The organism is Kitasatospora cheerisanensis KCTC 2395 (assembly GCF_000696185.1).
GTDB classification, from domain to species: Bacteria; Actinomycetota; Actinomycetes; order Streptomycetales; family Streptomycetaceae; genus Kitasatospora; species Kitasatospora cheerisanensis.
Genome location: NZ_KK853997.1, coordinates 4,860,612 through 4,880,796 on the forward strand (window position 1 = coordinate 4,860,612; position 20,185 = coordinate 4,880,796).

A 20,185-nucleotide genomic window follows, 5' to 3' on the forward strand; every position below is an offset into this window, starting at 1 on the left:
CCCGGGGGAGCGGCCGTCCGTCGTCGTGCCGCAGGCTCAGCCGGAGAACGGCTTGGCGTCGACGATCTTCACGCCCGCCTTCTTGCCGTTCGGCAGCTCGTACTGGGCGTCCTCGCCCACCGACTTGCCGATGATGGCCTTGCCCAGCGGGGACTGCGGCGAGTACACGTCGATGTCGCCGTCGGTGACCTCGCGGGAGGCCAGCAGGAACTCCATGGTGTCGTCCAGGTCGCCGTCGAAGGCCACCTTCACCAGCATGCCGGGGGCCACCACGCCGGAGTCGGCCGGGGCCTCGCCGACCTTCGCGCGCTCCAGCAGCTGGGACAGCTGGCGGATCCGCGCCTCGGTCTTGCCCTGCTCGTCCTTGGCCGCGTGGTAGCCGGCGTTCTCCTTGAGATCGCCCTCCTCGCGCGCGGCCTCGATCTTCTGGGCGATCTCGATCCGCCAGGGCCCGGTCAGGTGGTCAAGCTCGGCCTTGAGCTTGTTGTAGTGGTCCTGAGTGAGCCAGGTCACGTCATCGTTGGTCTGGGTCACAGGGTGCTCCTCGTCGGTGCTGGCGCTGCTGCGAGGGTGGTTCGGCAGCAGTGGGCGATTTTCTGGGCAGATGCAAAGCAACGCCCGCTTCCGTGCCGAACGGCATGGGAAGGGGCGAAATCACGAGCCTAACAAGTTCCCGGCGCGAGCGGGAAGGGCTGAGGGCGGCGAGGCCGTCCCGTCCCTTCGACTATGCGCTCGAAAGGGTGAGCGGAGCAAAGACCGCCGGCCCGCCCCCCCGCGTGAGCGCGGGGTCCGCGCGCCGCCGTCCGTCCGGGTGTTACTTCTTGTCGGGGGTGCAGCCGAGCAGCTCGGCGGTGGTGCCGCGGGCGGTGGTCCGCAGGGTGACCACCTTGTCGTAGCTGGAGCCCTCGGCCGGGACCTGGAAGTCCGACTGGCCGACCACCGAGCCGTCCGTGCCCTGCGAGCGCACCGTGCACACCCCCGAGGTGCCGTCGCTCTTGCGCACCGACAGCTGGAGCTGCAGCTCGGTGTCGGACACCGGCTGGAAGGTCGGCACCGCGCCGTTCAGCTTGGTCTCGCGCATCAGGTACGAGCCGCCCAGCCAGGCGATCAGCCCCACCAGCAGCACGCCGCACACCGCGCCGGCGATCCGCAGCCGGCGGTCGGCCGCCCGGTCGTCGGCCCGGCTGTAGCGGCCGGCCGGGGCGCGAGGGGGGTCTGGGGCGTAGGGCTCTGGTCCATGGTGCGGCTCGGTCCTTTCGCGGAGGAGCGTTCGGCCGTCCGCGGGAATGGACGCGCCCTCCAGTCCGTCACTATAGGAGGGGCACGTCCGCGCCACAGGCGGCGGGGGAGCCGGCCCGACGAAGCGGACATACCTGTACCTGGAAGGGAACCCAGGCGTTGAGCGAGCAGTTGCGGTTGATGGCGGTCCACGCGCACCCGGACGACGAGTCCAGCAAGGGTGCCGCCACCATGGCGATGTACGTGGCCCAGGGGGTGGAGGTCCTGGTCGCCACCTGCACCGGGGGCGAGCGGGGGTCGATCCTCAACCCCAAGCTCCAGGGCGACCCCTGGGTCGAGGAGAACATTCACGAGGTGCGCCGCAAGGAGATGGACGCGGCCCGGGAGATCCTCGGCGTCGAACAGGCGTGGCTCGGCTACGTCGACTCCGGCCTGCCCGAGGGCGACCCGCTGCCCCCGCTCCCCGAGGGCTGTTTCGCCCTGGAGGACGTGAACGAGGCGGCCGGTGCCCTGGTCAAGCTGATCCGTGAGTTCCGCCCGCACGTGATCACCACGTACGACGAGAACGGCGGCTACCCGCACCCCGACCACATCATGACCCACAAGATCACCATGGTGGCCTTCGACGCCGCCGGCGACCCCGAGGCGTACCCCGAGGCCGGCGAGCCCTGGCAGCCGTCCAAGCTGTACTACAACCACGGTTTCCCGATGGGGCGCATCCGCGCCCTGCACGCCTACCTCACCGAGAACGGCCACGACTCGCCGTACGGCGAGTGGATCGAGGGCTGGGAGAAGTCCGGCCGCGCCGAGCGCGAGATCACCACCCGGGTCGAGTGCGGCGAGTACTTCGAGATCCGCGACAAGGCGCTGATCGCGCACGCCACCCAGATCGACCCCGACGGGCCGTGGTTCCGCGTCCCGATCGACATCCAGCGCGACGTGTGGCCCACCGAGGACTACGAGCTCGCCAAGTCCCTGGTCGCCACCGACCTGCCCGAGTCCGACCTGTTCGCCGGCCTCCGCAAGTAACCCGTACCACCCCCCGGTGACCCGGCCCGCGTAGGGCCGGGTCACCATGGACGAATGAGCACCCCCGTGAACGTCACCCAGCTCGCCGCCGACCTCGCCCTCGACGAAACCAAGGTCACCCCCGGCCTCCTCGGCTTCGTCGTCTTCGCCGCCCTCGGCATCGCCACCTGGTTCCTCCTGAAGTCCATGAACGCCCGCTTCAAGAAGATCGACTTCACCGAGCAGCCCGACCCCAAGGACGACTGAGCCCGGCCCCGTCCCGCGGCAGCGATCGGGCCGCCCGAACGGCAGCGCGCGAGTCACGCCGTCCGAGCGGGGCGCTGTGAGAGGGTGGCGCCGTGAATCGTCTCGCGGGCGCGACGTCGCCGTATCTGCTGCAGCACGCTGACAACCCGGTGGAGTGGTGGCCGTGGGGGGAGGAGGCGTTCGCGGAGGCGGAGCGGCGCAACGTCCCGGTGCTGCTGTCGGTGGGGTACGCCGCGTGCCACTGGTGCCACGTGATGGCGCACGAGTCGTTCGAGGACGAGGCGACGGCCGGGTTCCTGAACGAGCGGTTCGTGGCGGTGAAGGTCGACCGGGAGGAGCGGCCGGACGTCGACGCGGTGTACATGGAGGCGGTGCAGGCGGCCACCGGGCAGGGCGGGTGGCCGATGACGGTGTTCCTGACGCCCGGGAAGGAGCCGTTCTACTTCGGGACGTACTTCCCGCCCGAGCCGCGGCACGGGATGCCCTCGTTCCGGCAGGTGCTGGAGGGCGTGGACAAGGCGTGGACGGGGCGGCGGTCCGAGGTCGCCGAGGTCGCGGCGCGGATCGGCAAGGACCTCGCCGAACGGGCCTCCGTGTACGCGGTGGGCAGCGGAATCGCGCAGCCCCCCGGTGAGGCCGAACTACACGCCGCGGTCGTGGAGTTGACGCGCTCGTACGACGAGCGGCGGGGCGGTTTCGGCGGGGCGCCGAAGTTCCCGCCGTCGATGGTGCTGGAGTTCCTGCTGCGCCACCACGCCCGGACCGGCTCCGAGGCGGCGCTGGAGATGGCCCGGCGGACCTGCGAGGCGATGGCCCGCGGCGGAATGTACGACCAGCTCGGCGGCGGGTTCGCGCGCTACGCGGTCGACGCCACCTGGACGGTCCCGCACTTCGAGAAGATGCTCTACGACAACGCGCTGCTGATGCGGGTCTACCTGCACCTGTGGCGCGCCACCGGCGACGAGCAGGCCCGCCGGACCGTGCTGGAGACCGCCGACTTCCTGCTGCGCGAACTGCGCACCCCCGAGGGCGGGTTCGCGTCCGCGCTGGACGCCGACTCGACGGACCCGGCGACCGGCAAGCACGCCGAGGGCGCGTACTACGCGTGGACGCCCGAGCAGCTGACCGAGGTGCTCGGCGCGGAGGACGCCGCCCTCGCGGTCGAACTCTTCGACGTCACCGGCACGTTCGAGCACGGCACCTCGGTGCTCCAGCTGCCGCGCGACCCCGCCGACCCGGCGAAGTACCGGGAGATCCGGGCGAAGCTGTTCGAGGCCCGCACCTCGCGCCCCGCCCCGGCCCGCGACGACAAGGTGGTCGCGGCCTGGAACGGCCTGGCGATCGCCGCCCTCGCCGAGGCCGGCGCACTGCTGGACCGCCCCGACCTGGTCGAGGCCGCCGAGCGCGCCGCCGACCTGCTGATCACCGTCCACCTCACCCCCGAGGGCCGGCTGCTGCGCACCTCCCGGGACGGCGCGGCCGGGACCAACGCGGGCGTGCTGGAGGACTACGCGGACACCGCCGAGGGCTTCCTCGCGCTGTACGCGGTCGGCGGCGACTCGTCCTGGCTGCAACTCGCCGGGGAACTGCTGGACCTGGTGCTGCTGCACTTCACCGACGAGAAGTCCGGCGCGCTGTACGACACCGCCGACGACGCCGAGCAGCTGATCCGCCGCCCCCAGGACCCCACCGACAACGCCGTCCCGTCCGGCTGGACGGCCGCCGCCGGGGCGCTGCTCACGTACGCCGCGTACACCGGCTCGGCACGCCACCGCACCGCCGCGGAACGGGCGTTGGGCATCGTCTCGACGCTCGGCACCCGCGCGCCGCGGTTCACCGGCTGGGGGCTGGCCGTCGCCGAGGCGCTGCTCGACGGGCCGCGCGAGGTCGCGGTGGTCGGCCCGGCCGGCGACGCCGGGCGCGCCGCGCTGCACCTGGCCGCGCTGCGCTCCACCGCCCCCGGCGCGGTGGTCGCGGTCAGCGAGGTCGGCGACACCGAGGTGCCGCTGCTCGCGGACCGCCCGCTGCTCGACGGGAAGGCCGCCGCGTACGTGTGCCGGCACTTCGTCTGCGAGCGCCCCACGGCGGACGTCGCCGAACTCGAGGACCGCCTGCGCGGCCGGTGACGGACCCGGGCGCCGCCGGCCGGAAAACCCGCTGGTCGACGGCGCCCTCCTCGGGGGAGGATGCGGCATGGGCTGGACTCTCACCACGTCACTGGACGAATTCCGCACCGCAGCCGGGGAGTTCCTCGCGGCCGACCCCGCCGAGAACACCGTGCTGCTCACCATCGTCGAACGCCTCGGCCGGGACGGCCTGAACGTGTACGGCGAACTGCCGCCGCGCTTCGGCTGGTGGCGCGGCCCGGACGGCGCCGTCGCCGGCGCCTGCCTGCGCACCCCGCCGTGGGGCCAGCGGCTCGGCCGGATGCCGGTGGCCGCCGCCGAGGACCTCGCCCGCCGGCTCGCCGAGGACGGCGACCGCCCCGACGCGGTGGCCGGCGAACACCGCACCACGCTGGCCTTCGCCACCGAGTGGCAGCGGATCACCGGACGCGACTGGCAGGTCGACCACAACGAACGGCTGTTCCGGCTCGGCGAGTTGACGCCCCCGCCGAGCCCGCCCGCCGGGCACGCCAGGGCCGCCGGGCCCGCCGACCGGGAGACCGTCGCCCGCTGGCTGGTCGAGTTCTGCGTCGAGGCCGGGCTCCAGCCGCCCGCCGACCCGGCCGCCGACGCCGACCAGCGGATCGCCGGCGGCACCCTGCTGCTCTGGGAGGCCGACGGCCGCCCCGTCTCCCTCGCCGGCGCCAGCCCGGCCGCCGCCGGGATGTCCCGGATCGGCCCCGTCTACACCCCGCCCGCCGACCGCGGCCGCGGCTACGCGAGCGTGCTGACCGCCGCCGTCACCCGGCACGCGCAGGCCGGCGGCGCGGACGAGGTGCTGCTGTACACCGACCTGGCCAACCCGGTCAGCAACGCGATCTACCAGCGCCTCGGCTACCGGCCCGTCTCGGACGCGGTCGAGATCGCCTTCACGTAGCAGGAAGCAGGAGCAGGTAGCAGGTAGCAGGTAGCAGGTAGCAGGAGCGAGGGCCCCGGGTGGATCCGCCCCGGGGCCCTTTCGCATGCCCGGGACCGCGCCGGCAGTGCCCGGGACCGCGCCGGCAGTGCCCGGGACCGCGCCGGCAGCGCCCGGGACCGCGCCGTCAGCGCCCGCAGGCCGCGCCGCCCGACGCCCCGTCAGCGGCCGCGCAGGGTGCGGTAGCCCGGGTGGACGCCCGGGGTGAGCTGCTGCTGGGCGGCGATCCGGGTGAGCAGGGCGGTGAGCTGGGCGTGCTCCTCGGGGGTGAGGGACTGGGTGACGTCCTGCTCGTGGGCGAGGGCGGTGTCGCGCAGGCGGCCGAGCAGGGCCAGGCCCTGATCGGTGAGGTGCAGGGCGTACAGCCGGCGGTCCTCCGCGTTGCGGCGGCGCTCGATCAGGCCGCGCTGCTCCAGGCCGTCGGCGAACGGGACGAACCGGCTGGGCGGCATGCCGAGCGCGTCGGCGAGTTCGCGCTGGCTGCGGCCCGGGTTCTGCACCAGCAGGCGGAGCAGGCCGGCCTGGGCGGGGGTGAGGTCGAGTTCGGCGATCCGCTGGGCGAAGCGCTCGGCGGCGTGCGCGCCGAGCTGGGCCAGCAGGAACGCGGCTCCGCCGCCGGGTCCGGGCCGTCCGGCCGGGGGCGGGGTGTCCGGGCGCTTGTCGCCGCCGGGCCGGGTCGCCTCTCGATCCATGCTCATGCCGACATCGTACCCGTTTGACAATCGTTCCACGGTGTAATCATTATTCCGAGTGTATCGATGGATGCCACGGGAGGAACCATGAGCACCACCGCACTGCCCCGCCCGGCCCCGGCCGGACGCCCGAAGAGCCGCCCGCAGACCGGTCCGCCGCTGCTCGCGCCGACCGTCTCGGTGACGGCGCTGACGATCGCGTACACCGTGGTCAACCGCGCCACCCCACGCCCGGACGCCACCGGCGCCGAAGTGGTGCGGTACGCGCAGGAGCACGGCGGGGCGGCCCGGCTCGGGGCGCTGCTGCTGCTCGCCGCGTCGGTGCCGCTGGCGCTGTGCGCGGCGCTGCTCTACCGGCGGCTGCGGGCGCTCGGGATCACCGCGCCCGGCTCGGCGATCACGCTGGTCGGCGGCGTGCTGGCGGCGTCCGCGCTGGTGCTGGGCGCGGCGGCGGCCTGGGCGGGCGGCCGGCTGCCGGCGGACGCGCCGCCGGCGCTCGGCCGGGCGCTGGCGGACGTGTCCTTCCTGGCGGGCGGGCCCGCGTTCGCGGCGGGCTTCGGGCTGCTGGCGGCCGGGGTCTCGGTGTCGGCGATGATCGCCGGTCTGCTGCCGCGCGCGGTCACCTGGGCGGGCCTGGTGGTGGCCGCCGCGGGGATGCTGGCGCTGCTCTCCCTGGTGGCGGGCGGGTTCATGTACCTGCTGCCGGTGGTCCGCTTCGGCGGGCTGGTGTGGCTGCTGTTCGTGGCCGCCCTGCTGCCGGTGACCCGCCGCCGCTCCACCGAACACCGACCGAACGAAGCACCGACACAGGGGAGTTGAGCAAGATGACCGGAACGTATGCGGAGCTGGCAGGCCGGACGGTGGTGGTCACCGGCGGTTCGCGCGGGATCGGGGCGCACACCGCGCGGGCGTTCGCCGCGCAGGGCGCGTCGGTGTGCGTGGTCGGCCGGGACGGGGCGGCGCTGGCGTCGGTGGTCGGGGAGATCACCGCCGCGGGCGGGGAGGCGATGGCCGCCACTGCCGATGTGACGGACGCCCGGGCGCTGGACGGCGTCCGGGCGGCGGTCGCCGAGCGGTTCGGCGCGGTGGACGTGCTGGCGGTGTTCGCGGGCGGCCAGGGGTTCCCGGTGCCGACGGCGGAGCTGTCCGAGCAGCGCTGGCGCGAGGTGCTGGACTCCGACCTGACCTCGGTGTTCCTGACGGTGCAGGCGTTCCTGCCCGGCATGCTGGAGCGCGGCTCGGGCGCGATCCTGACGATGTCCTCGGCGGCGGGCCGTCAGCCCAGCGGCGCCAACCTGGCGTACGGGGTGGCCAATTCGGGCGTGGTGATGCTGACCAGGCACCTGGCGACCGAGCTCGGGCCGCACGGCATCCGGGTCAACTGCCTTGCGCCGTCGGCGATCCTGACCGAGCGGGTGCGGGCCCGGATGCCCGCCGAGGTGCAGGCGAAGGTCGCGGCGACGCACCCGCTGGGCCGGCTCGGCACCCCGGCCGACGTCGCGGACGCCGCGCTGTTCCTGGCCTCCGACGGCGCGGGCTGGCTGACCGGCCTGACGGTCGACGTGGCCGGCGGGCGGATCACCGGCTGATCCCCGGCGTCACTCCCAGTCCCAGCGCAGGCCGAGCAGGCAGGGCGGCAGGTCCGCGGCCACCAGGTGCGCGCAGTGGTGCCCGTCGAGGGTCAACTCCTCGGTCTCCAGCGGGGACTGGTCGGGGGTGCGGCGGGTGAAGCGGTCGCAGCGGACGGGCAGGGCGGCCGGGTCGAAGGTCACCTGGAGCACGTACTGCCCGGCGCCCGCGTTGAAGCCGCGCACGTACTCGCGGCTGGGCTGCGGCGACGGCGACTCGTCGAAGCCGTAGCCCAGCAGGTGGGTGTCGCCGGTGCGCAGCCGGCGGTCCAGCAGCAGTTCGGCGACCAGCAGGTGCGAGGCCGGGTCGCGGCGGATCCGCCCGGGCCGGCAGTTCTCCTCGGCGCGGACCCGGACCCGGTCGATGTCGCAGCCCGGGTCGCCCTGGTAGATCGCCAGGTAGCGGTCGATGCCGTCGCGGTGGGCGCGCAGCACGTGCTGGGAGTCGCGGCGCTGGAGCCGGCGGTCGGCGCCGACCCGGATCCGTTCGATGTGGGTGACGGTGTGCAGGCCGGTGTCGGGCGGCCCGGAGAGCACGGCGAGCAGGCCGTCCACCGCCTCGGCGGGGGTGATCAGGTCGCGGTAGGGGCGGACCGGCCGGGCGGCCGGGTCGGGGGCGCCGCGGCGGGGGCCGAGCAGCCGGGTCAGCGAGTGCTCGGGCAGGTCCAGCACCTCTTCGAGCGCGGCGACGGCGCGCAGCGACTCGGCCCGTTCGGGGCGGCGCAGGCCCTGCTGCCAGTAGCTGAGGCTGGTCACGCCGACGTGCACGCCGCGCTGCGCGAGCCGCTCGCGCAGCCGGTGCAGGGCGAGGCCGCGGGCGGCGATGGCGGCCCGCAGGGCGAGGTGGAACGGCCCGGTGCGCAGGACCGGGGCCAACTCGGGCGGTGCGGTGGGCTGCTGCATGGCCACCTCCTCGACTGAGCGTGAATATTCACACCTTGTGGACGGCTTGTCACCGGCCCGGGCGATATCCGCGCTGCCCAGCGCGCCGCCGTTCACACCCGACGGGCCCCGTTCACACCTCGACTCCGCTGCGCGGCAAGGCCGTTGACCCCCCGACGGCAACGGCCGGATGCTCGTCGGCAGCGCGTCCGGACGCCGCCCCCACATCCACTCCTCGCCCCTGCCAGGAGGCCGTACCCCCATGACACTCACCCCGATGCGGCTGCGTCGGACGGTCGCCGCACTCGCCCTGGGCGTCCTCGCTCCGGCGCTGAGCGCGGTCGCCACCACCCCCGCCCAGGCCGCCCCGCCCCGCCGCGGCCCGGACCGCGACCGCCGCGACACCGCAGGCCCCGCTCGCGGCCGGCACCTCGCGCACCCTCAACCTGACCATGCAGGCCCAGCAGCAGAGCAACTGGTGCTGGGCGGCCGGCGGCAACACCATCGCCGCCTACTACGGCTACAGCTACAGCCAGAACCAGTTCTGCAACGCCGCGTTCGGACGCTCCGTCAACTCCACCTGCCCGAACAGCCAGGCCAGCCTGGCCGAGGTGCAGAACGCGCTGTACTGGATCGGCATCAACCCGGGCTCGTACGTCAGCGGCTACCTGCGGTACGCCACCGTGCAGGGCGAGATCGACGCCGGCCGGCCGGTGGAGACCCGGATCCAGTGGAGCTCCGGCGGCGGCCACATGAACGTGCTGTACGGCTACGACAGCGGCAACAACTGGCTGTACTGGGGCGACCCGTGGCCGTCCAACTACCGCTACAACTGGGGCGACTACAACTACTACGTGAGCAACGGGTCGTTCTCCTGGACCCACTCCCTGTACCGGATCGGCGCGTGAGGAGACCCGACATGAGCAGCCACCGCGTCCGACTCGCCGCCGCCCTCGCCGCGGCCACCGCCCTCGGCCTCGCCGTCGCCCCGTCGGCGCAGGCCACCGACCTCCAGCCCGGCGCGGGTGATCTCGCCGCCGCCCGGGCCGCCGCCCAGAACCCGTCCGTGCTGGACCAGTTGGGGCACTTCTTCGCCCGGAAGGGAGTGCCGCCGACCCAGCCGCTGGCGATCGACCCGAGCCAGGAGGCGAAGGCGGCGGCCGACGCCGCGCCGCGGCTCACCGGCGACACCGTGCCGGTCCGCACCCTGGACGCCGGGTTCGTGGCCGGCCGGCCCGGCGCACCCGTCGCCACCGTCGAGTTCACCGCCACCAAGGCCGTCGCCGCCGACGGGCAGACCGCCTCGGTCTGGACGGCCCGGCAGAACGGCAGCTGGCGGGTCGTCAACATCGCCTCCGGCAGCGACGAGAGCGACTACGCGGCCCGGGCCGCCGCCGACGGCGGCACCGCCTTCCGCGAACCGCAGCTCGGCGCCTGGTACGAGCTCAAGGACGGCCGGGTGCTGCCGCTCGACGACACCGCCCGCCGCTCGGTCGGCGCGCACGGCACCACCGTCGCCGCCTACCAGCAGCTGGTCCACCAGCGGTACGGCGACAAGCTGCCGGGCTCCGCGTACGACACCGCGGGCAGGGCGGGCGGCTTCCGGGCCGACCCGGAGGCCGCGCCCGGGCCGACCGCACCGGCCCGCTGCTCACCGCGGGCACCGCACTGGGCGCGACCGCGCTGGCCGGGGCCGTGATCGGCGTGCGCCGCCGCCGGGCCCGCCTGCGGTGACGTCCCGTCAGGCCGTGCCGGCGAAGGCCTTGCCCGTGAAGGTCCGCCGGTAGGCGAGCGGCGAGACGCCGATCGCGGCGTGCAGGTGCTGGCGCAGCGACACCGCGTTGGCGAAACCGACCCGGCCGGCGATCTGGTCGACGGTCAGGTCGGTGGCCTCCAGCAACTGGCGGGCCAGGGCGACGCGCTGCTGGGTGAGCCAGCGGCCGGGGCTCTGGCCCGTCTCGTCGTGGAAGCGGCGGGCGAAGGTGCGGGTGCTCATCGCGGCGTGCCCGGCCAGTTCGGCGAGGGTCAGCGGCAGGTGCAGCCGGGCCAGCGCCCAGTCGCGGGTCGCCGCGGTGCCGCTCGCGCCGGCCGCCGGGACGGGGTGCTCGATGTACTGGGCCTGGCCGCCGTCGCGCCACGGCGGGACGACGCACAGCCGGGCCGCGTGGTTGGCGACGGCCGTGCCGTGGTCGCGGCGCAGCACGTGCAGGCACAGGTCGACGCCGGAGGCCGCGCCGGCCGAGGTGAGGATGTCGCCGTCGTCGACGAACAGCACGTCCGGGTCGAGCAGCACCCGCGGGAAGAGCCGGCGGAAGTGGTCGGCGAGCGCCCAGTGGGTGGTGGCGGGCCGGCCGTCCAGCAGGCCGGCGGCGGCGAGCACGAAGGCGCCGGTGCAGATCGAGATCAGCCGGGTGCCGGGCCGGATCAGCGCCAGCGCCTCGGCGACGCCGGGGGCGGGCCGGTCGGTGGCCAGCGCGAGGTCGAACGGCGGGACGACCACGGTGTCGGCGGTGCGGAGCAGCTCCGGGCCGTGCTCGACGGCGATCGTGAAATCCGCGTCGGAGCGCACCGGCCGCCCGTCCACGGTGCAGGTGGCCAGCTCGTAGCGGTCCCCGGCGGAGGCGAACACCCGGCGGGGGATGCCGAGTTCGAAGGGGTACACGCCGTCCAGGGCGAGCACGGCGATGCGGTGCGGCGGCGACTGCGGGGTGTTCGGCACGACAGCCCTCCTGGCAGGATCCCATCGGACGGTGACCATCATGCCACTGCCGCGGGCGTCCGGCGCGGGCCAGGCTGGAGGCATGACGACGAACACGATGCGCGCGATCAGCCAGGACGTCCTCGGCGGCCCCGAGGTCCTGCGGGAGGTCGAACTCCCGCGCCCGGAGCCCGGGACGAGCGAGATCCTGGTGAAGGTCCGGGCCGCCGGCCTGAACCCCACCGACTGGAAGCACCGCGCGAGCGGCCTCTTCCTCGGCGAGCCCCCGTTCGTGCTCGGCTGGGACGTCGCGGGCACCGTCGAGGCGGTCGGCTTCGGTGTCACCCTGTTCCGGCCCGGCGACGAGGTCTTCGGCATGCTGCCCTACCCGCACGGCGTCGGCGCCCACGCCGAGTACGTCACCGGCCCCGCCCGGGCCTTCGCCGCCCGGCCCGCCGGCCTGGACACCGTGCAGGCCGGCGCGCTGCCGCTGGCCGCGCTCACCGCCTGGCAGGCCCTGGTCGACACCGCGCAGGTCGGCCCCGGCGACCGGGTGCTGGTGCACGCCGCGGCCGGCGGCGTCGGACACCTCGCCGTGCAGATCGCCAAGGCCCGCGGCGCGTACGTGATCGGCACCGCGAGCGCCGCCAAGCACGACTTCCTGCGCGGCCTCGGCGTCGACGAGCCGATCGACTACCGGACCACCGACTTCGCCGGGGCGGTGCGCGACGTCGACGTGGTGCTCGACACCGTCGGCGGCGAGTACCAGCTGCGCTCGCTGCGCACCCTGCGCCGCGGCGGCCTGCTGGTGTCGATCCTGCCCGTCCCGTACGAGGGCCTGGCCGAGGAGGCCGACCGGCTCGGCGTGCGCACCGCGATGATGCTGGTGGAGGCCGACCACGCGGGCATGGCGGCCGTCGCCGACCTCGCCGGACGCGGCCTGCTGCGCGCCGAGATCGCCGGAACCTTCCCGCTCGCGGAGGCCGCGAAGGCGCACGCCCTCGGCGACACCGGCCGCACCACCGGCAAGCTGGTGCTGCTGGTCGACTGAGCCGGGTCAGCTCCGGTCCAGCTCCTGCAGGTGCCGCAGCGCCCGGTCGAGCAGCTCCGCGAGGTCGCCCCGGGCGCCGTTGTCGGCCCAGTACAGCGAGGTCTCGGTGAGCGTCGCCGAGACCACGGCCGCGGTGATCCGCAGCTCCAGGGTGGGGGCGTCCAACCCGGCCCGTTCGGTGAGCAGTTCGAGCAGCATCCCGGTCGGCTGGTTGGTGCCGTCGAGCATCCGGGCCCGCAGCGACGGCACCGCGGCGGTCAGCCGCATCCGCTGGTACAGCTCCGCGTGCTCCTGCGCGTCGATCCGGCGGACCAGCGCGACCAGCACCTCCCGCGCGGAGGTGAGGAACGGCTCGTCCGCCGGACGCGACCGGATCGCGGCGGCCATCAGCGGGTCGTACTCGTCGCTGAGGACCAGGTCCTCCTTGGTCGGGAAGTACCGGAAGAAGGTGGACGGGGAGACCTCCGCCGCCGCCGCGATCTGGTCGACGGTGGTGGCCTCCCAGCCCTGCTCCTCGAACAGGCGGAAGGCCTCCCGGCGCAGGGCCTGACGGGTCTTCAGCTTCTTGCGCTCGCGCAGCGACAGCGGCGCTTCGATCAGCTCCTCCAACGAACCGGAGGGGTCGTCGGACGGGCGGGGCCGGGCGCTGCGCGGGGTGGTCATACCGTCGATTCTCGGGGATCACCCGTCACCGGGGCCACCGGCCGCACCGCCGGCGCCACCGGGTCGCCGCCGCCCGGCATCCGGAGCGCCACCAGCACGGCGGACACCGCCGCGAGCAGCCCGGCGGCCAGCAGCACCAGGCCCATGCCGTGCACGTACGCGCCGTGCGCCGTCGCGGCCAGGGCCGGGTCGGCCAGCCGCTCGGCGACCGCGTCGGCGGCGATCACCGAACCGCGGACCCGCTGCGCGGCGTCCGCCGGCAGCGCCGGGAGGTGCAGTCCGGAGCGGTAGCCGGCCGCCAGCAGGCTGCCGAACCCGGCGACGCCGACCGCGCCGCCGACCTGACGGAGCGTCTGCACCAGCCCGGCGCCGACCCCGGCCCGGGCCGGCGGCAGCAGGAGCAGGGCGGAGGCGGTCGCGGTGATCAGGACCAGGCCGAGCCCGATGCCGAACAGCGGCAGCCACAGCGCCGTCCACCCGTAGCCGTCGCCGACCGCGGTGCGGCTGCCGACCAGCAGCGCCAGGGCGATCAGCGCCAGCCCGGCGGTGATCACGGCGCGCGGGGAGGAGCGGTGCACCAGGCGCTCGCCGAGCCGGGCGGCGACCAGCAGGCCGCCCATCATCGGCATCAGCCGCAGTCCGCTGCCGAGCGCGTCGGTGCCCAGCACGCTCTGGAAGTAGGCCGGCAGCACGAAGAACCCGCCGAACAGGGCGATCGAGACCAGCGTGACGGCCACCGCGGACCAGCGGAACACCGGTTCGGCGAGCAGCCCCAGGTCGAGCATCGGGTGCTCCTGGCGGCGGCTGCGCAGCACCAGGCCGGTCAGTGCGGCCACCGCGCCGATCAGCGCGCCGAGCACCAGGGCGTCGCCCCAGCCGCGCTCGGCGCCCTCGATGATCCCCCAGGTCAGCGCGGCCAGACCGCCGGCCGCCAGAGCCGCGGAGGGCAGGTCGATCCGGGGCGCGGCCGGGTCGGCGGACTCGGGGAGCAGCAGCAGGCAGGCGACCGTGCCGAGCAGCACCAGCGGCACGTTGATCAGGAAGATCGAGCCCCACCAGAAGCCGCGCAGCAGCAGCCCGCCGATGATCGGCCCGAGCGGCACGCCGAGCGCCGCCATGGTGGTCAACAGGGAGGTGGCGCGGCGCTGTTCGCCGGTCGGGAAGATCGCCGGGATCACCGCCATCGACATCGGCATCACGAAGGCGGCAGCCAGGCCCATCCCGGCGCGGGCGGCGATCAGGGTGCCCGGGCCGTCGGCCAGGGTGCCGAGCACCGAGGCCACGCCGAACAGGGCGAGGCCGAGCACCAGGGTGCGGCGGCGCCCGACCCGGTCGCCGAGCAGGCCGGCCGGGAGCAGGGCGGCGGCGAACACCACCGTGTAGGCGTCGACGATCCACTGCTGCTGACCGGTGGTGGCGTTCAACTGCCGGGCCAGGTCGGGCAGCGCGACGTTCAGCACCGTGGTGTCGAAGCCGATGACGAGCACGCTGAGCGCGACCGCGATCAGCGCGATCCAGCGCCGCGGGTGCGGAGCAGGCATGACGGAACCCCCATCCGTGAGTGTCTCTCTGAAATGAGAGTAGCTCTCAAAAGATGGTGAGTGTCAACCGAAGCCCGCGCTGCGGGATCCCCACTTCTGGAATTGATGCGCTGTTGATCCCCCGTTCGCCCGCGCTGCGTGCCGAGCGTGTCACTGTAGGTGGGGAGTTCTCTGACGACCTGTCAGACGACCTGTCGGCCGGCGGGAGGTTTGCCAATGGAGTACGGAGCGACCGGGTTCTGGAGCGGCGTGGCTGGTGTGCTGGCCGCGCTGGCCGTCATAGCCGGGTACTTGATCGGCGGCGCCCGCCTGGTCTGGGTGGTCTCCGCGGTCGAAGTGCTGGCCGTGATGGGCTGGGTCGCCTACCGCTTCCGCGGCCGGGCCCACCAGCGCGCGGCAGGCGAAGGGCCCGACGGGGCGCACTGCGAGCGCTGCCGTCGGGCCCGGGAGCGACTGGAGGCGAGGGCCGCCCAGCCGGCGCGGTACTAGCGGTACCAGGGGACAGGGGAGAGGAACGGTGCTGCGGGGCGTCAGGTCGCCACGGTGTACGCCACCAGCGAGACCCCCACGTACTGCACGATGAACGCGCCCAGCGTGAAGGCGTGGAACACCTCGTGGAAGCCGAACCAGCGCGGTGACGGGTTCGGCCGCTTCAGGCCGTAGATCACTCCGCCGACGGTGTAGAGCGCGCCGCCGACGACGATCAGCGTCAGCACCGCCGCGCCGCCCTTGTGCAGGAAGTCCGGCAGGAAGAACACCGCCGCCCAGCCGAGCGCCACGTAGCACGGGGTGTACAGCCAGCGCGGGGCGCCGACCCAGAACACCCGGAACGCGATCCCGGCCAGCGCGCCGCCCCACACCAGCCACAGCAGCACCTGCTGCCGCGCGCCTTCCAGCAGCAGCATGGTGAACGGGGTGTACGTCCCGGCGATGATCAGGAAGATGTTGGCGTGGTCCAGCCGGCGCAGCACCGCCTCGCCGCGCGGCCCCCAGGTGAAGCGGTGGTACACCGCGCTCACCCCGAACAGCATCCAGGCGCTCACCGAGTAGACGACGCAGGCGACCCGCGCCGCCGTCGTCTGGGCCAGGCAGATCAACACGATTCCGGCGGCGAGGGCGGCCGGGAACATTCCGGCATGCAACCAGCCGCGCCACTTGGGCTTGACGAGCTCGAGGGCTTCCGCGGTCATGGGCAGCATCTTACGGAACCGTAGGTTACCGGCGCGTAGGAAAGTGGTGATCCTCACTTTTAGACGTTCTGGAGTGTTCGGGTGGTGTGCGACAGGGCCGGCCGGGGCATCCGCCGAGTGGTTCGGGGCCTCCGAACCAGACACTGTGGAGTAAAAATCTCGTCAATGACGCCATTCTGCCGAAGGAGGGGCGCGCGGGCGGGTCTACCGTGTAAGCACCCTCAACCCCCGCGAAGCCGTCTCCTGGCCGAGATGGTGTGAAACGGAGCGATCGTGTCGCCTCAGATCTCTGCGATCACCGAGTCCGCGCCCACCCGCCACCAGCGTCTGGTGGAGTGGGTCAACGAGATTGCCGACCTCACCCAGCCCGACCGCGTGGTGTGGTGCGACGGCTCCGAGGAGGAGTACCACCGCCTCGCCGAGCAGCTCGTCGCCCAGGGCACCTTCATCAAGCTCGACGAGACCAAGCGTCCCAACTCCTACTACGCGGCCTCCGACCCGTCCGACGTCGCCCGCGTCGAGGACCGCACCTTCATCTGCTCGGAGAAGGAGGAGGACGCCGGCCCGACCAACCACTGGAAGGCCCCCGCCGAGATGCGGGACGTCTTCTCCGGCGAGAACGGCCTGTTCCGCGGCGCCATGAAGGGCCGCACCATGTACGTGGTGCCGTTCTCCATGGGCCCGGTCGGCTCCCCGCTGGCCGCGTACGGCGTCGAGATCACCGACTCCGCCTACGTCGCCGTGTCGATGCGCGTCATGACCCGCATGGGCCAGGCCGTGCTCGACCAGCTCGGCGAGGACGGCGACTTCGTCAAGGCCGTGCACACCGTCGGCGCCCCGCTCGCCGAGGGCGAGGCCGACGTCGCCTGGCCGTGCAACACCACCAAGTACATCTCGCACTTCCCGGAGACCAAGGAGATCTGGTCCTTCGGCTCCGGCTACGGCGGCAACGCCCTGCTCGGCAAGAAGTGCTACGCGCTGCGGATCGCCTCCACCATGGCCCGCGACGAGGGCTGGCTGGCCGAGCACATGCTCATCCTCAAGCTCACCCCGCCGTCCGGCGAGGTCAAGTACGTCGCCGCCGCGTTCCCGTCCGCCTGCGGCAAGACCAACCTCGCCATGCTCCAGCCGACCGTCCCGGGCTGGAAGGTCGAGACCATCGGCGACGACATCGCCTGGATGCGCTTCGGCGCCGACGGCCGGCTCCACGCCATCAACCCCGAGGCCGGCTTCTTCGGCGTCGCCCCCGGCACCGGCGAGGACACCAACGCCAACGCCATCAAGACCCTCTGGGGCAACACCGTCTTCACCAACGTCGCGCTCACCGACGACGGCGACGTGTGGTGGGAGGGCCTCACCGAGAACCCGCCCGCGCACCTCACCGACTGGCGCGGCAACGACTGGACCCCCGAGTCCGGCACCCCCGCCGCCCACCCCAACGCGCGGTTCGCCGTCCCGGCCGCGCAGTGCCCGACCATCGCCGACGAGTGGGAGGACCCGGCGGGCGTCCCGATCTCGGCGATCCTCTTCGGCGGGCGCCGCGCCACCGCCGTCCCGCTGGTCACCGAGTCCTTCGACTGGCAGCACGGCGTCTTCCTCGGCGCGAACATCGCCTCCGAGAAGACCGCCGCCGCCGAGGGCACCGTCGGCGAGCTGCGCCGCGACCCGTTCGCCATGCTGCCGTTCTGCGGCTACAACATGGGCGACTACTTCGCGCACTGGCTGAAGGTCGGCGCCGAGGCCGACGCCTCGAAGCTCCCGAAGATCTACTACGTCAACTGGTTCCGCAAGAACGCCGACGGCAAGTTCGTCTGGCCGGGCTACGGCGAGAACAGCCGCGTCCTGAAGTGGATCGTCGAGCGCCTCGAAGGCACCGCCGAGGGCGTCGACACCCCGATCGGCATCCTCCCGAAGGTCGACGGCTTCGACCTGGACGGCCTGGACATCCCGGCCGCCGACCAGGAGCTGCTGTTCTCGGTCGACACCGAGATCTGGAAGCAGGAGGCCGCGCTGGTCCCGGCCCACCTGGAGATGTTCGGCGAGCACACGCCGAAGGCGCTGTGGGACGAGTACCAGGCGCTGGTCAAGCGACTCGGCTGAGGCCGAACCACCGGCGGATCCGCCCGAGGAGGGGCTTCTCTCCTCGGGCGGATCCCGCTTGTCCGGGCCCTTCCGCAGCGCGCCGTTCCCCGCGCCCCGCGGGGAGCGATCAGGCCTGCACGTAGCCCGACAGGAAGTCGCCGATGCGGGTGACCGCGTCCGTGATGTCTTCCGGGCGGGGGAGGGTGACGAGGCGGAAGTGGTCGGGGTCGGGCCAGTTGAAGCCGGTGCCCTGGACGATCAGGATCCGCTGGGAGCGCAGCAGGTCGAGGACCATCTGCGCGTCGTCCTTGATCTTGTAGACCTGCGGGTCGAGCCGGGGGAACGCGTACAGCGCGCCCTTCGGCTTCACGCAGGAGACGCCGGGGATCTCGTTGAGCAGCTTGAACGCGGCGTCCCGGGAGGCGAGGAGCCGCCCGCCGGGCAGGACCAGGTCGCGGACGGACTGCCGTCCGCCGAGCGCCGCGGCGACCGCGTGCTGGGCGGGCATGTTGGCGCACAGCCGCATCGAGGCGAGCACGTTGAGGCCCTCGATGTAGGAGCGGGCGCGCTGCCGGTCGCCGGAGAGCACCATCCAGCCGCTGCGGAAGCCGGCCACCCGGTAGGACTTCGACATGCCGTTGAAGGTGATGCAGAACAGGTCCGGGGCGAGGGTGGCGAGCGGGACGTGCTCCACGCCGTCGTAGAGGATCTTGTCGTAGATCTCGTCCGCGTACACCACCAGCCTGTGCTCGCGGGCGAGTTCGACGATCCCCTCCAGCACCTCGCGCGGGTAGACCGCGCCGGTGGGGTTGTTGGGGTTGATCACGACGATCGCCCGGGTGCGGTCGGTGATCTTCGCGGCGATGTCGGCGAGGTCCGGGTACCAGTCGGCCTGCTCGTCGCACCGGTAGTGGACGGCGGTGCCGCCGGCGAGCGAGACGGACGCCGTCCACAGCGGGTAGTCGGGGGCGGGGACGAGGACCTCGTCGCCGTCGTCGAGGAGGGCGGTCATGGCGAGCTGGATCAGCTCGGAGACGCCGTTGCCCAGGTAGACGTCCTCGACCGAGAGGCCGTGCAGACCGCGTTCCTCGTAGTGCATGACCACGGCGCGGCGGGCCGACAGCAGGCCCTTCGAGTCGCCGTAGCCGTGCGCGGAGGACAGGTTGCGGAGGATGTCCTGGAGGATCTCGGGCGGGGCCTCGAAACCGAAGGCGGCCGGATTGCCGGTGTTGAGCTTGAGGATGCGGTGGCCCTGCTCCTCCAGCCGCATCGCCTCGTCGAGCACCGGGCCGCGAATGTCGTAGCAGACATTGGCGAGTTTGCTGGACTGGATGACCTGCATACCCGAGTACTTTACGGCCGGGCCGGGCCGTTCCCCGCGTGGTGTTCGCCACCTGGACACGGACGGGCGAGCGGTGGTGCGGCGGTAGGGTCGCGGCGGGCCGTCAGGGGAGGTGCCGGATGTTCGGGGCAGTGCTGGGGGCGGTGCTCGGCCTGCTGGCCGGAGTGCCGCTGCGCTCGCTGGTGGTGCGGTTCGCGGTGCCGGCCGGGGAGCCGTGGCGCAGCTGCGCGGTGACGCCGATGGGCGGCTGCGTGCGCTGCGGCGAGCGGAGCGGACCGCCGCCGCTGACCGTCGAGGCGGTCGCCGCCGCGGTCGGGGCCGCGCTCGCGGCGGGCGCGCCGCCGCGGTGGCTGCCGCTGCTGGTGTGGGTCGCGCTGTTCGGCGTGGTGCTCGGCTTCGTGGACGGCGCGGTGAAGCGCCTGCCGGACGCGCTGACCCTGCCGCTGCTGGCCGGGACGGTCCTGCTGCTCCCGCTCGCCGACCACCGCCCCGCGGTGTGGCTGCGCTGCGCGCTGGCGGCGGGCATCCTCGGCGGGCTGTTCCTGCTGCTGGCGCTGCTCGCGCCGATGGGCCTGGGCGACGTCAAGCTCGCCCCGTCGCTCGGTGCGGTGCTGGGCCTGGCGGGCTGGCGCACGGTCTACGCCGGCGTCCTCGGCATGTGGCTGGTCGCCGCGCTGTGGGCGGTGGTGCTGCTGGTGCTGCGCCGGGCGGGCCGCCGCACCGAACTGGCCTTCGGCCCGGCGATGCTGCTGGGCACCCTGGCAGCCGTGCTGGCGACGGCCTGACGCGCCGTCAGGGCCCGGACATGGGCGGGGCCCGTC

At 73.6% G+C, this 20,185-nt stretch carries 20 protein-coding genes and 1 pseudogene; 12 read left to right on the plus strand and 9 right to left on the minus strand.

Going from position 1 to position 20,185, the window contains the following annotated elements; all coding sequences use genetic code 11:
- Nucleotides 1-36 precede the first annotated feature (36 nt).
- Both greA and KCH_RS22130 read right to left on the minus strand, forming a co-directional pair.
- A complete protein-coding gene (gene greA, locus KCH_RS22125) occupies nucleotides 37-534 on the minus strand; it encodes a transcription elongation factor GreA (RefSeq protein ID WP_035865457.1) in 498 nt (165 codons plus the stop codon).
- Nucleotides 535-814: 280 nt separating this feature from the next.
- Complete coding sequence (locus KCH_RS22130) at nucleotides 815-1,336, minus strand: DUF4307 domain-containing protein (protein WP_341865402.1); 522 nt, start codon at nucleotides 1,334-1,336, stop codon at nucleotides 815-817.
- 62 nt (nucleotides 1,337-1,398) lie between these two features.
- Between KCH_RS22130 and mca the strand changes: the two genes are divergently transcribed.
- From mca to KCH_RS46135, 4 genes are all read left to right on the plus strand, one after another.
- Nucleotides 1,399-2,268 (plus strand): mycothiol conjugate amidase Mca, encoded by an 870-nt coding sequence (mca, locus tag KCH_RS22135; protein ID WP_035865460.1) that lies wholly within the window; start codon nucleotides 1,399-1,401, stop codon nucleotides 2,266-2,268.
- 54 nt (nucleotides 2,269-2,322) lie between these two features.
- Nucleotides 2,323-2,514 (plus strand): hypothetical protein, encoded by a 192-nt coding sequence (locus KCH_RS22140; protein WP_051653339.1) that lies wholly within the window; start codon nucleotides 2,323-2,325, stop codon nucleotides 2,512-2,514.
- Nucleotides 2,515-2,606: 92 nt separating this feature from the next.
- Nucleotides 2,607-4,640 carry a thioredoxin domain-containing protein gene (locus KCH_RS22145; RefSeq protein ID WP_035865464.1) on the plus strand — a complete coding sequence of 678 codons (2,034 nt, stop codon included), beginning with the start codon at nucleotides 2,607-2,609 and terminating at the stop codon, nucleotides 4,638-4,640.
- A 67-nt stretch (nucleotides 4,641-4,707) separates the two neighbouring features.
- Nucleotides 4,708-5,556 carry a GNAT family N-acetyltransferase gene (locus tag KCH_RS46135; RefSeq protein ID WP_035865466.1) on the plus strand — a complete coding sequence of 283 codons (849 nt, stop codon included), beginning with the start codon at nucleotides 4,708-4,710 and terminating at the stop codon, nucleotides 5,554-5,556.
- 200 nt (nucleotides 5,557-5,756) lie between these two features.
- Here KCH_RS46135 and KCH_RS22155 read toward each other — a convergent pair whose 3' ends face one another.
- Nucleotides 5,757-6,293, minus strand: a complete 537-nt coding sequence (locus KCH_RS22155; RefSeq protein WP_035865467.1) for a MarR family winged helix-turn-helix transcriptional regulator — start codon at nucleotides 6,291-6,293, stop codon at nucleotides 5,757-5,759.
- An 81-nt stretch (nucleotides 6,294-6,374) separates the two neighbouring features.
- On the opposite strand from KCH_RS22155, the gene KCH_RS22160 reads away from it, so the two are divergent.
- Nucleotides 6,375-7,106 carry a hypothetical protein gene (locus KCH_RS22160; protein ID WP_051653340.1) on the plus strand — a complete coding sequence of 244 codons (732 nt, stop codon included), beginning with the start codon at nucleotides 6,375-6,377 and terminating at the stop codon, nucleotides 7,104-7,106.
- Nucleotides 7,107-7,111: 5 nt separating this feature from the next.
- Nucleotides 7,112-7,876: an SDR family NAD(P)-dependent oxidoreductase gene (locus KCH_RS22165; protein WP_035865470.1), complete on the plus strand. Its 765-nt coding sequence runs from the start codon at nucleotides 7,112-7,114 to the stop codon at nucleotides 7,874-7,876.
- A gap of 9 nt (nucleotides 7,877-7,885) precedes the next feature.
- Here the strand turns inward: KCH_RS22165 and KCH_RS22170 are convergent, their stop codons facing one another.
- Nucleotides 7,886-8,818 (minus strand): hypothetical protein, encoded by a 933-nt coding sequence (locus KCH_RS22170; RefSeq protein ID WP_035865473.1) that lies wholly within the window; start codon nucleotides 8,816-8,818, stop codon nucleotides 7,886-7,888.
- A 241-nt stretch (nucleotides 8,819-9,059) separates the two neighbouring features.
- Between KCH_RS22170 and KCH_RS22175 the strand changes: the two are divergent.
- Nucleotides 9,060-9,705: pseudogene (locus KCH_RS22175) on the plus strand (papain-like cysteine protease family protein).
- Nucleotides 9,706-9,716: 11 nt separating this feature from the next.
- On the plus strand, nucleotides 9,717-10,496 hold the full coding sequence (locus KCH_RS22180; RefSeq protein WP_051653341.1) for a hypothetical protein: 780 nt from the start codon (nucleotides 9,717-9,719) through the stop codon (nucleotides 10,494-10,496).
- A gap of 42 nt (nucleotides 10,497-10,538) precedes the next feature.
- Here the strand turns inward: KCH_RS22180 and KCH_RS22185 are convergent, their stop codons facing one another.
- Entirely contained in the window at nucleotides 10,539-11,555 is a 1,017-nt protein-coding gene (locus KCH_RS22185; RefSeq protein WP_084224241.1) for a GlxA family transcriptional regulator, read from the minus strand.
- A 43-nt stretch (nucleotides 11,556-11,598) separates the two neighbouring features.
- On the opposite strand from KCH_RS22185, the gene KCH_RS22190 reads away from it, so the two are divergent.
- Nucleotides 11,599-12,546, plus strand: coding sequence for an NADP-dependent oxidoreductase (locus KCH_RS22190; RefSeq protein ID WP_035865475.1), 948 nt, complete (start codon nucleotides 11,599-11,601; stop codon nucleotides 12,544-12,546).
- Nucleotides 12,547-12,552: 6 nt separating this feature from the next.
- On the opposite strand, the gene KCH_RS22195 is transcribed toward KCH_RS22190, so the two are convergent.
- Nucleotides 12,553-13,209, minus strand: coding sequence for a TetR family transcriptional regulator (locus tag KCH_RS22195; protein WP_084223847.1), 657 nt, complete (start codon nucleotides 13,207-13,209; stop codon nucleotides 12,553-12,555).
- Entirely contained in the window at nucleotides 13,206-14,750 is a 1,545-nt protein-coding gene (locus KCH_RS22200) for an MFS transporter (RefSeq protein ID WP_051653342.1), read from the minus strand. The genes KCH_RS22195 and KCH_RS22200 overlap by 4 nt, the downstream gene beginning before the upstream one ends.
- A 216-nt stretch (nucleotides 14,751-14,966) precedes the next feature.
- Here KCH_RS22200 and KCH_RS22205 point away from each other — a divergent pair, with 216 nt between their 5' ends.
- Complete coding sequence (locus KCH_RS22205; RefSeq protein WP_035865477.1) at nucleotides 14,967-15,239, plus strand: hypothetical protein; 273 nt, start codon at nucleotides 14,967-14,969, stop codon at nucleotides 15,237-15,239.
- A gap of 41 nt (nucleotides 15,240-15,280) precedes the next feature.
- Here KCH_RS22205 and trhA read toward each other — a convergent pair whose 3' ends face one another.
- On the minus strand, nucleotides 15,281-15,949 hold the full coding sequence (trhA, locus tag KCH_RS22210; protein ID WP_425268799.1) for a PAQR family membrane homeostasis protein TrhA: 669 nt from the start codon (nucleotides 15,947-15,949) through the stop codon (nucleotides 15,281-15,283).
- A 264-nt stretch (nucleotides 15,950-16,213) separates the two neighbouring features.
- Between trhA and KCH_RS22215 the strand changes: the two genes are divergently transcribed.
- Nucleotides 16,214-18,040 (plus strand): phosphoenolpyruvate carboxykinase (GTP), encoded by a 1,827-nt coding sequence (locus tag KCH_RS22215; RefSeq protein ID WP_035865480.1) that lies wholly within the window; start codon nucleotides 16,214-16,216, stop codon nucleotides 18,038-18,040.
- Between the two features lie 109 nt (nucleotides 18,041-18,149).
- On the opposite strand, the gene KCH_RS22220 is transcribed toward KCH_RS22215, so the two are convergent.
- Entirely contained in the window at nucleotides 18,150-19,364 is a 1,215-nt protein-coding gene (locus KCH_RS22220) for a pyridoxal phosphate-dependent aminotransferase (RefSeq protein ID WP_035865483.1), read from the minus strand.
- A 119-nt stretch (nucleotides 19,365-19,483) separates the two neighbouring features.
- Here KCH_RS22220 and KCH_RS22225 point away from each other — a divergent pair, with 119 nt between their 5' ends.
- Nucleotides 19,484-20,149: a prepilin peptidase gene (locus KCH_RS22225; protein ID WP_035865484.1), complete on the plus strand. Its 666-nt coding sequence runs from the start codon at nucleotides 19,484-19,486 to the stop codon at nucleotides 20,147-20,149.
- Nucleotides 20,150-20,185 lie beyond the last annotated feature (36 nt).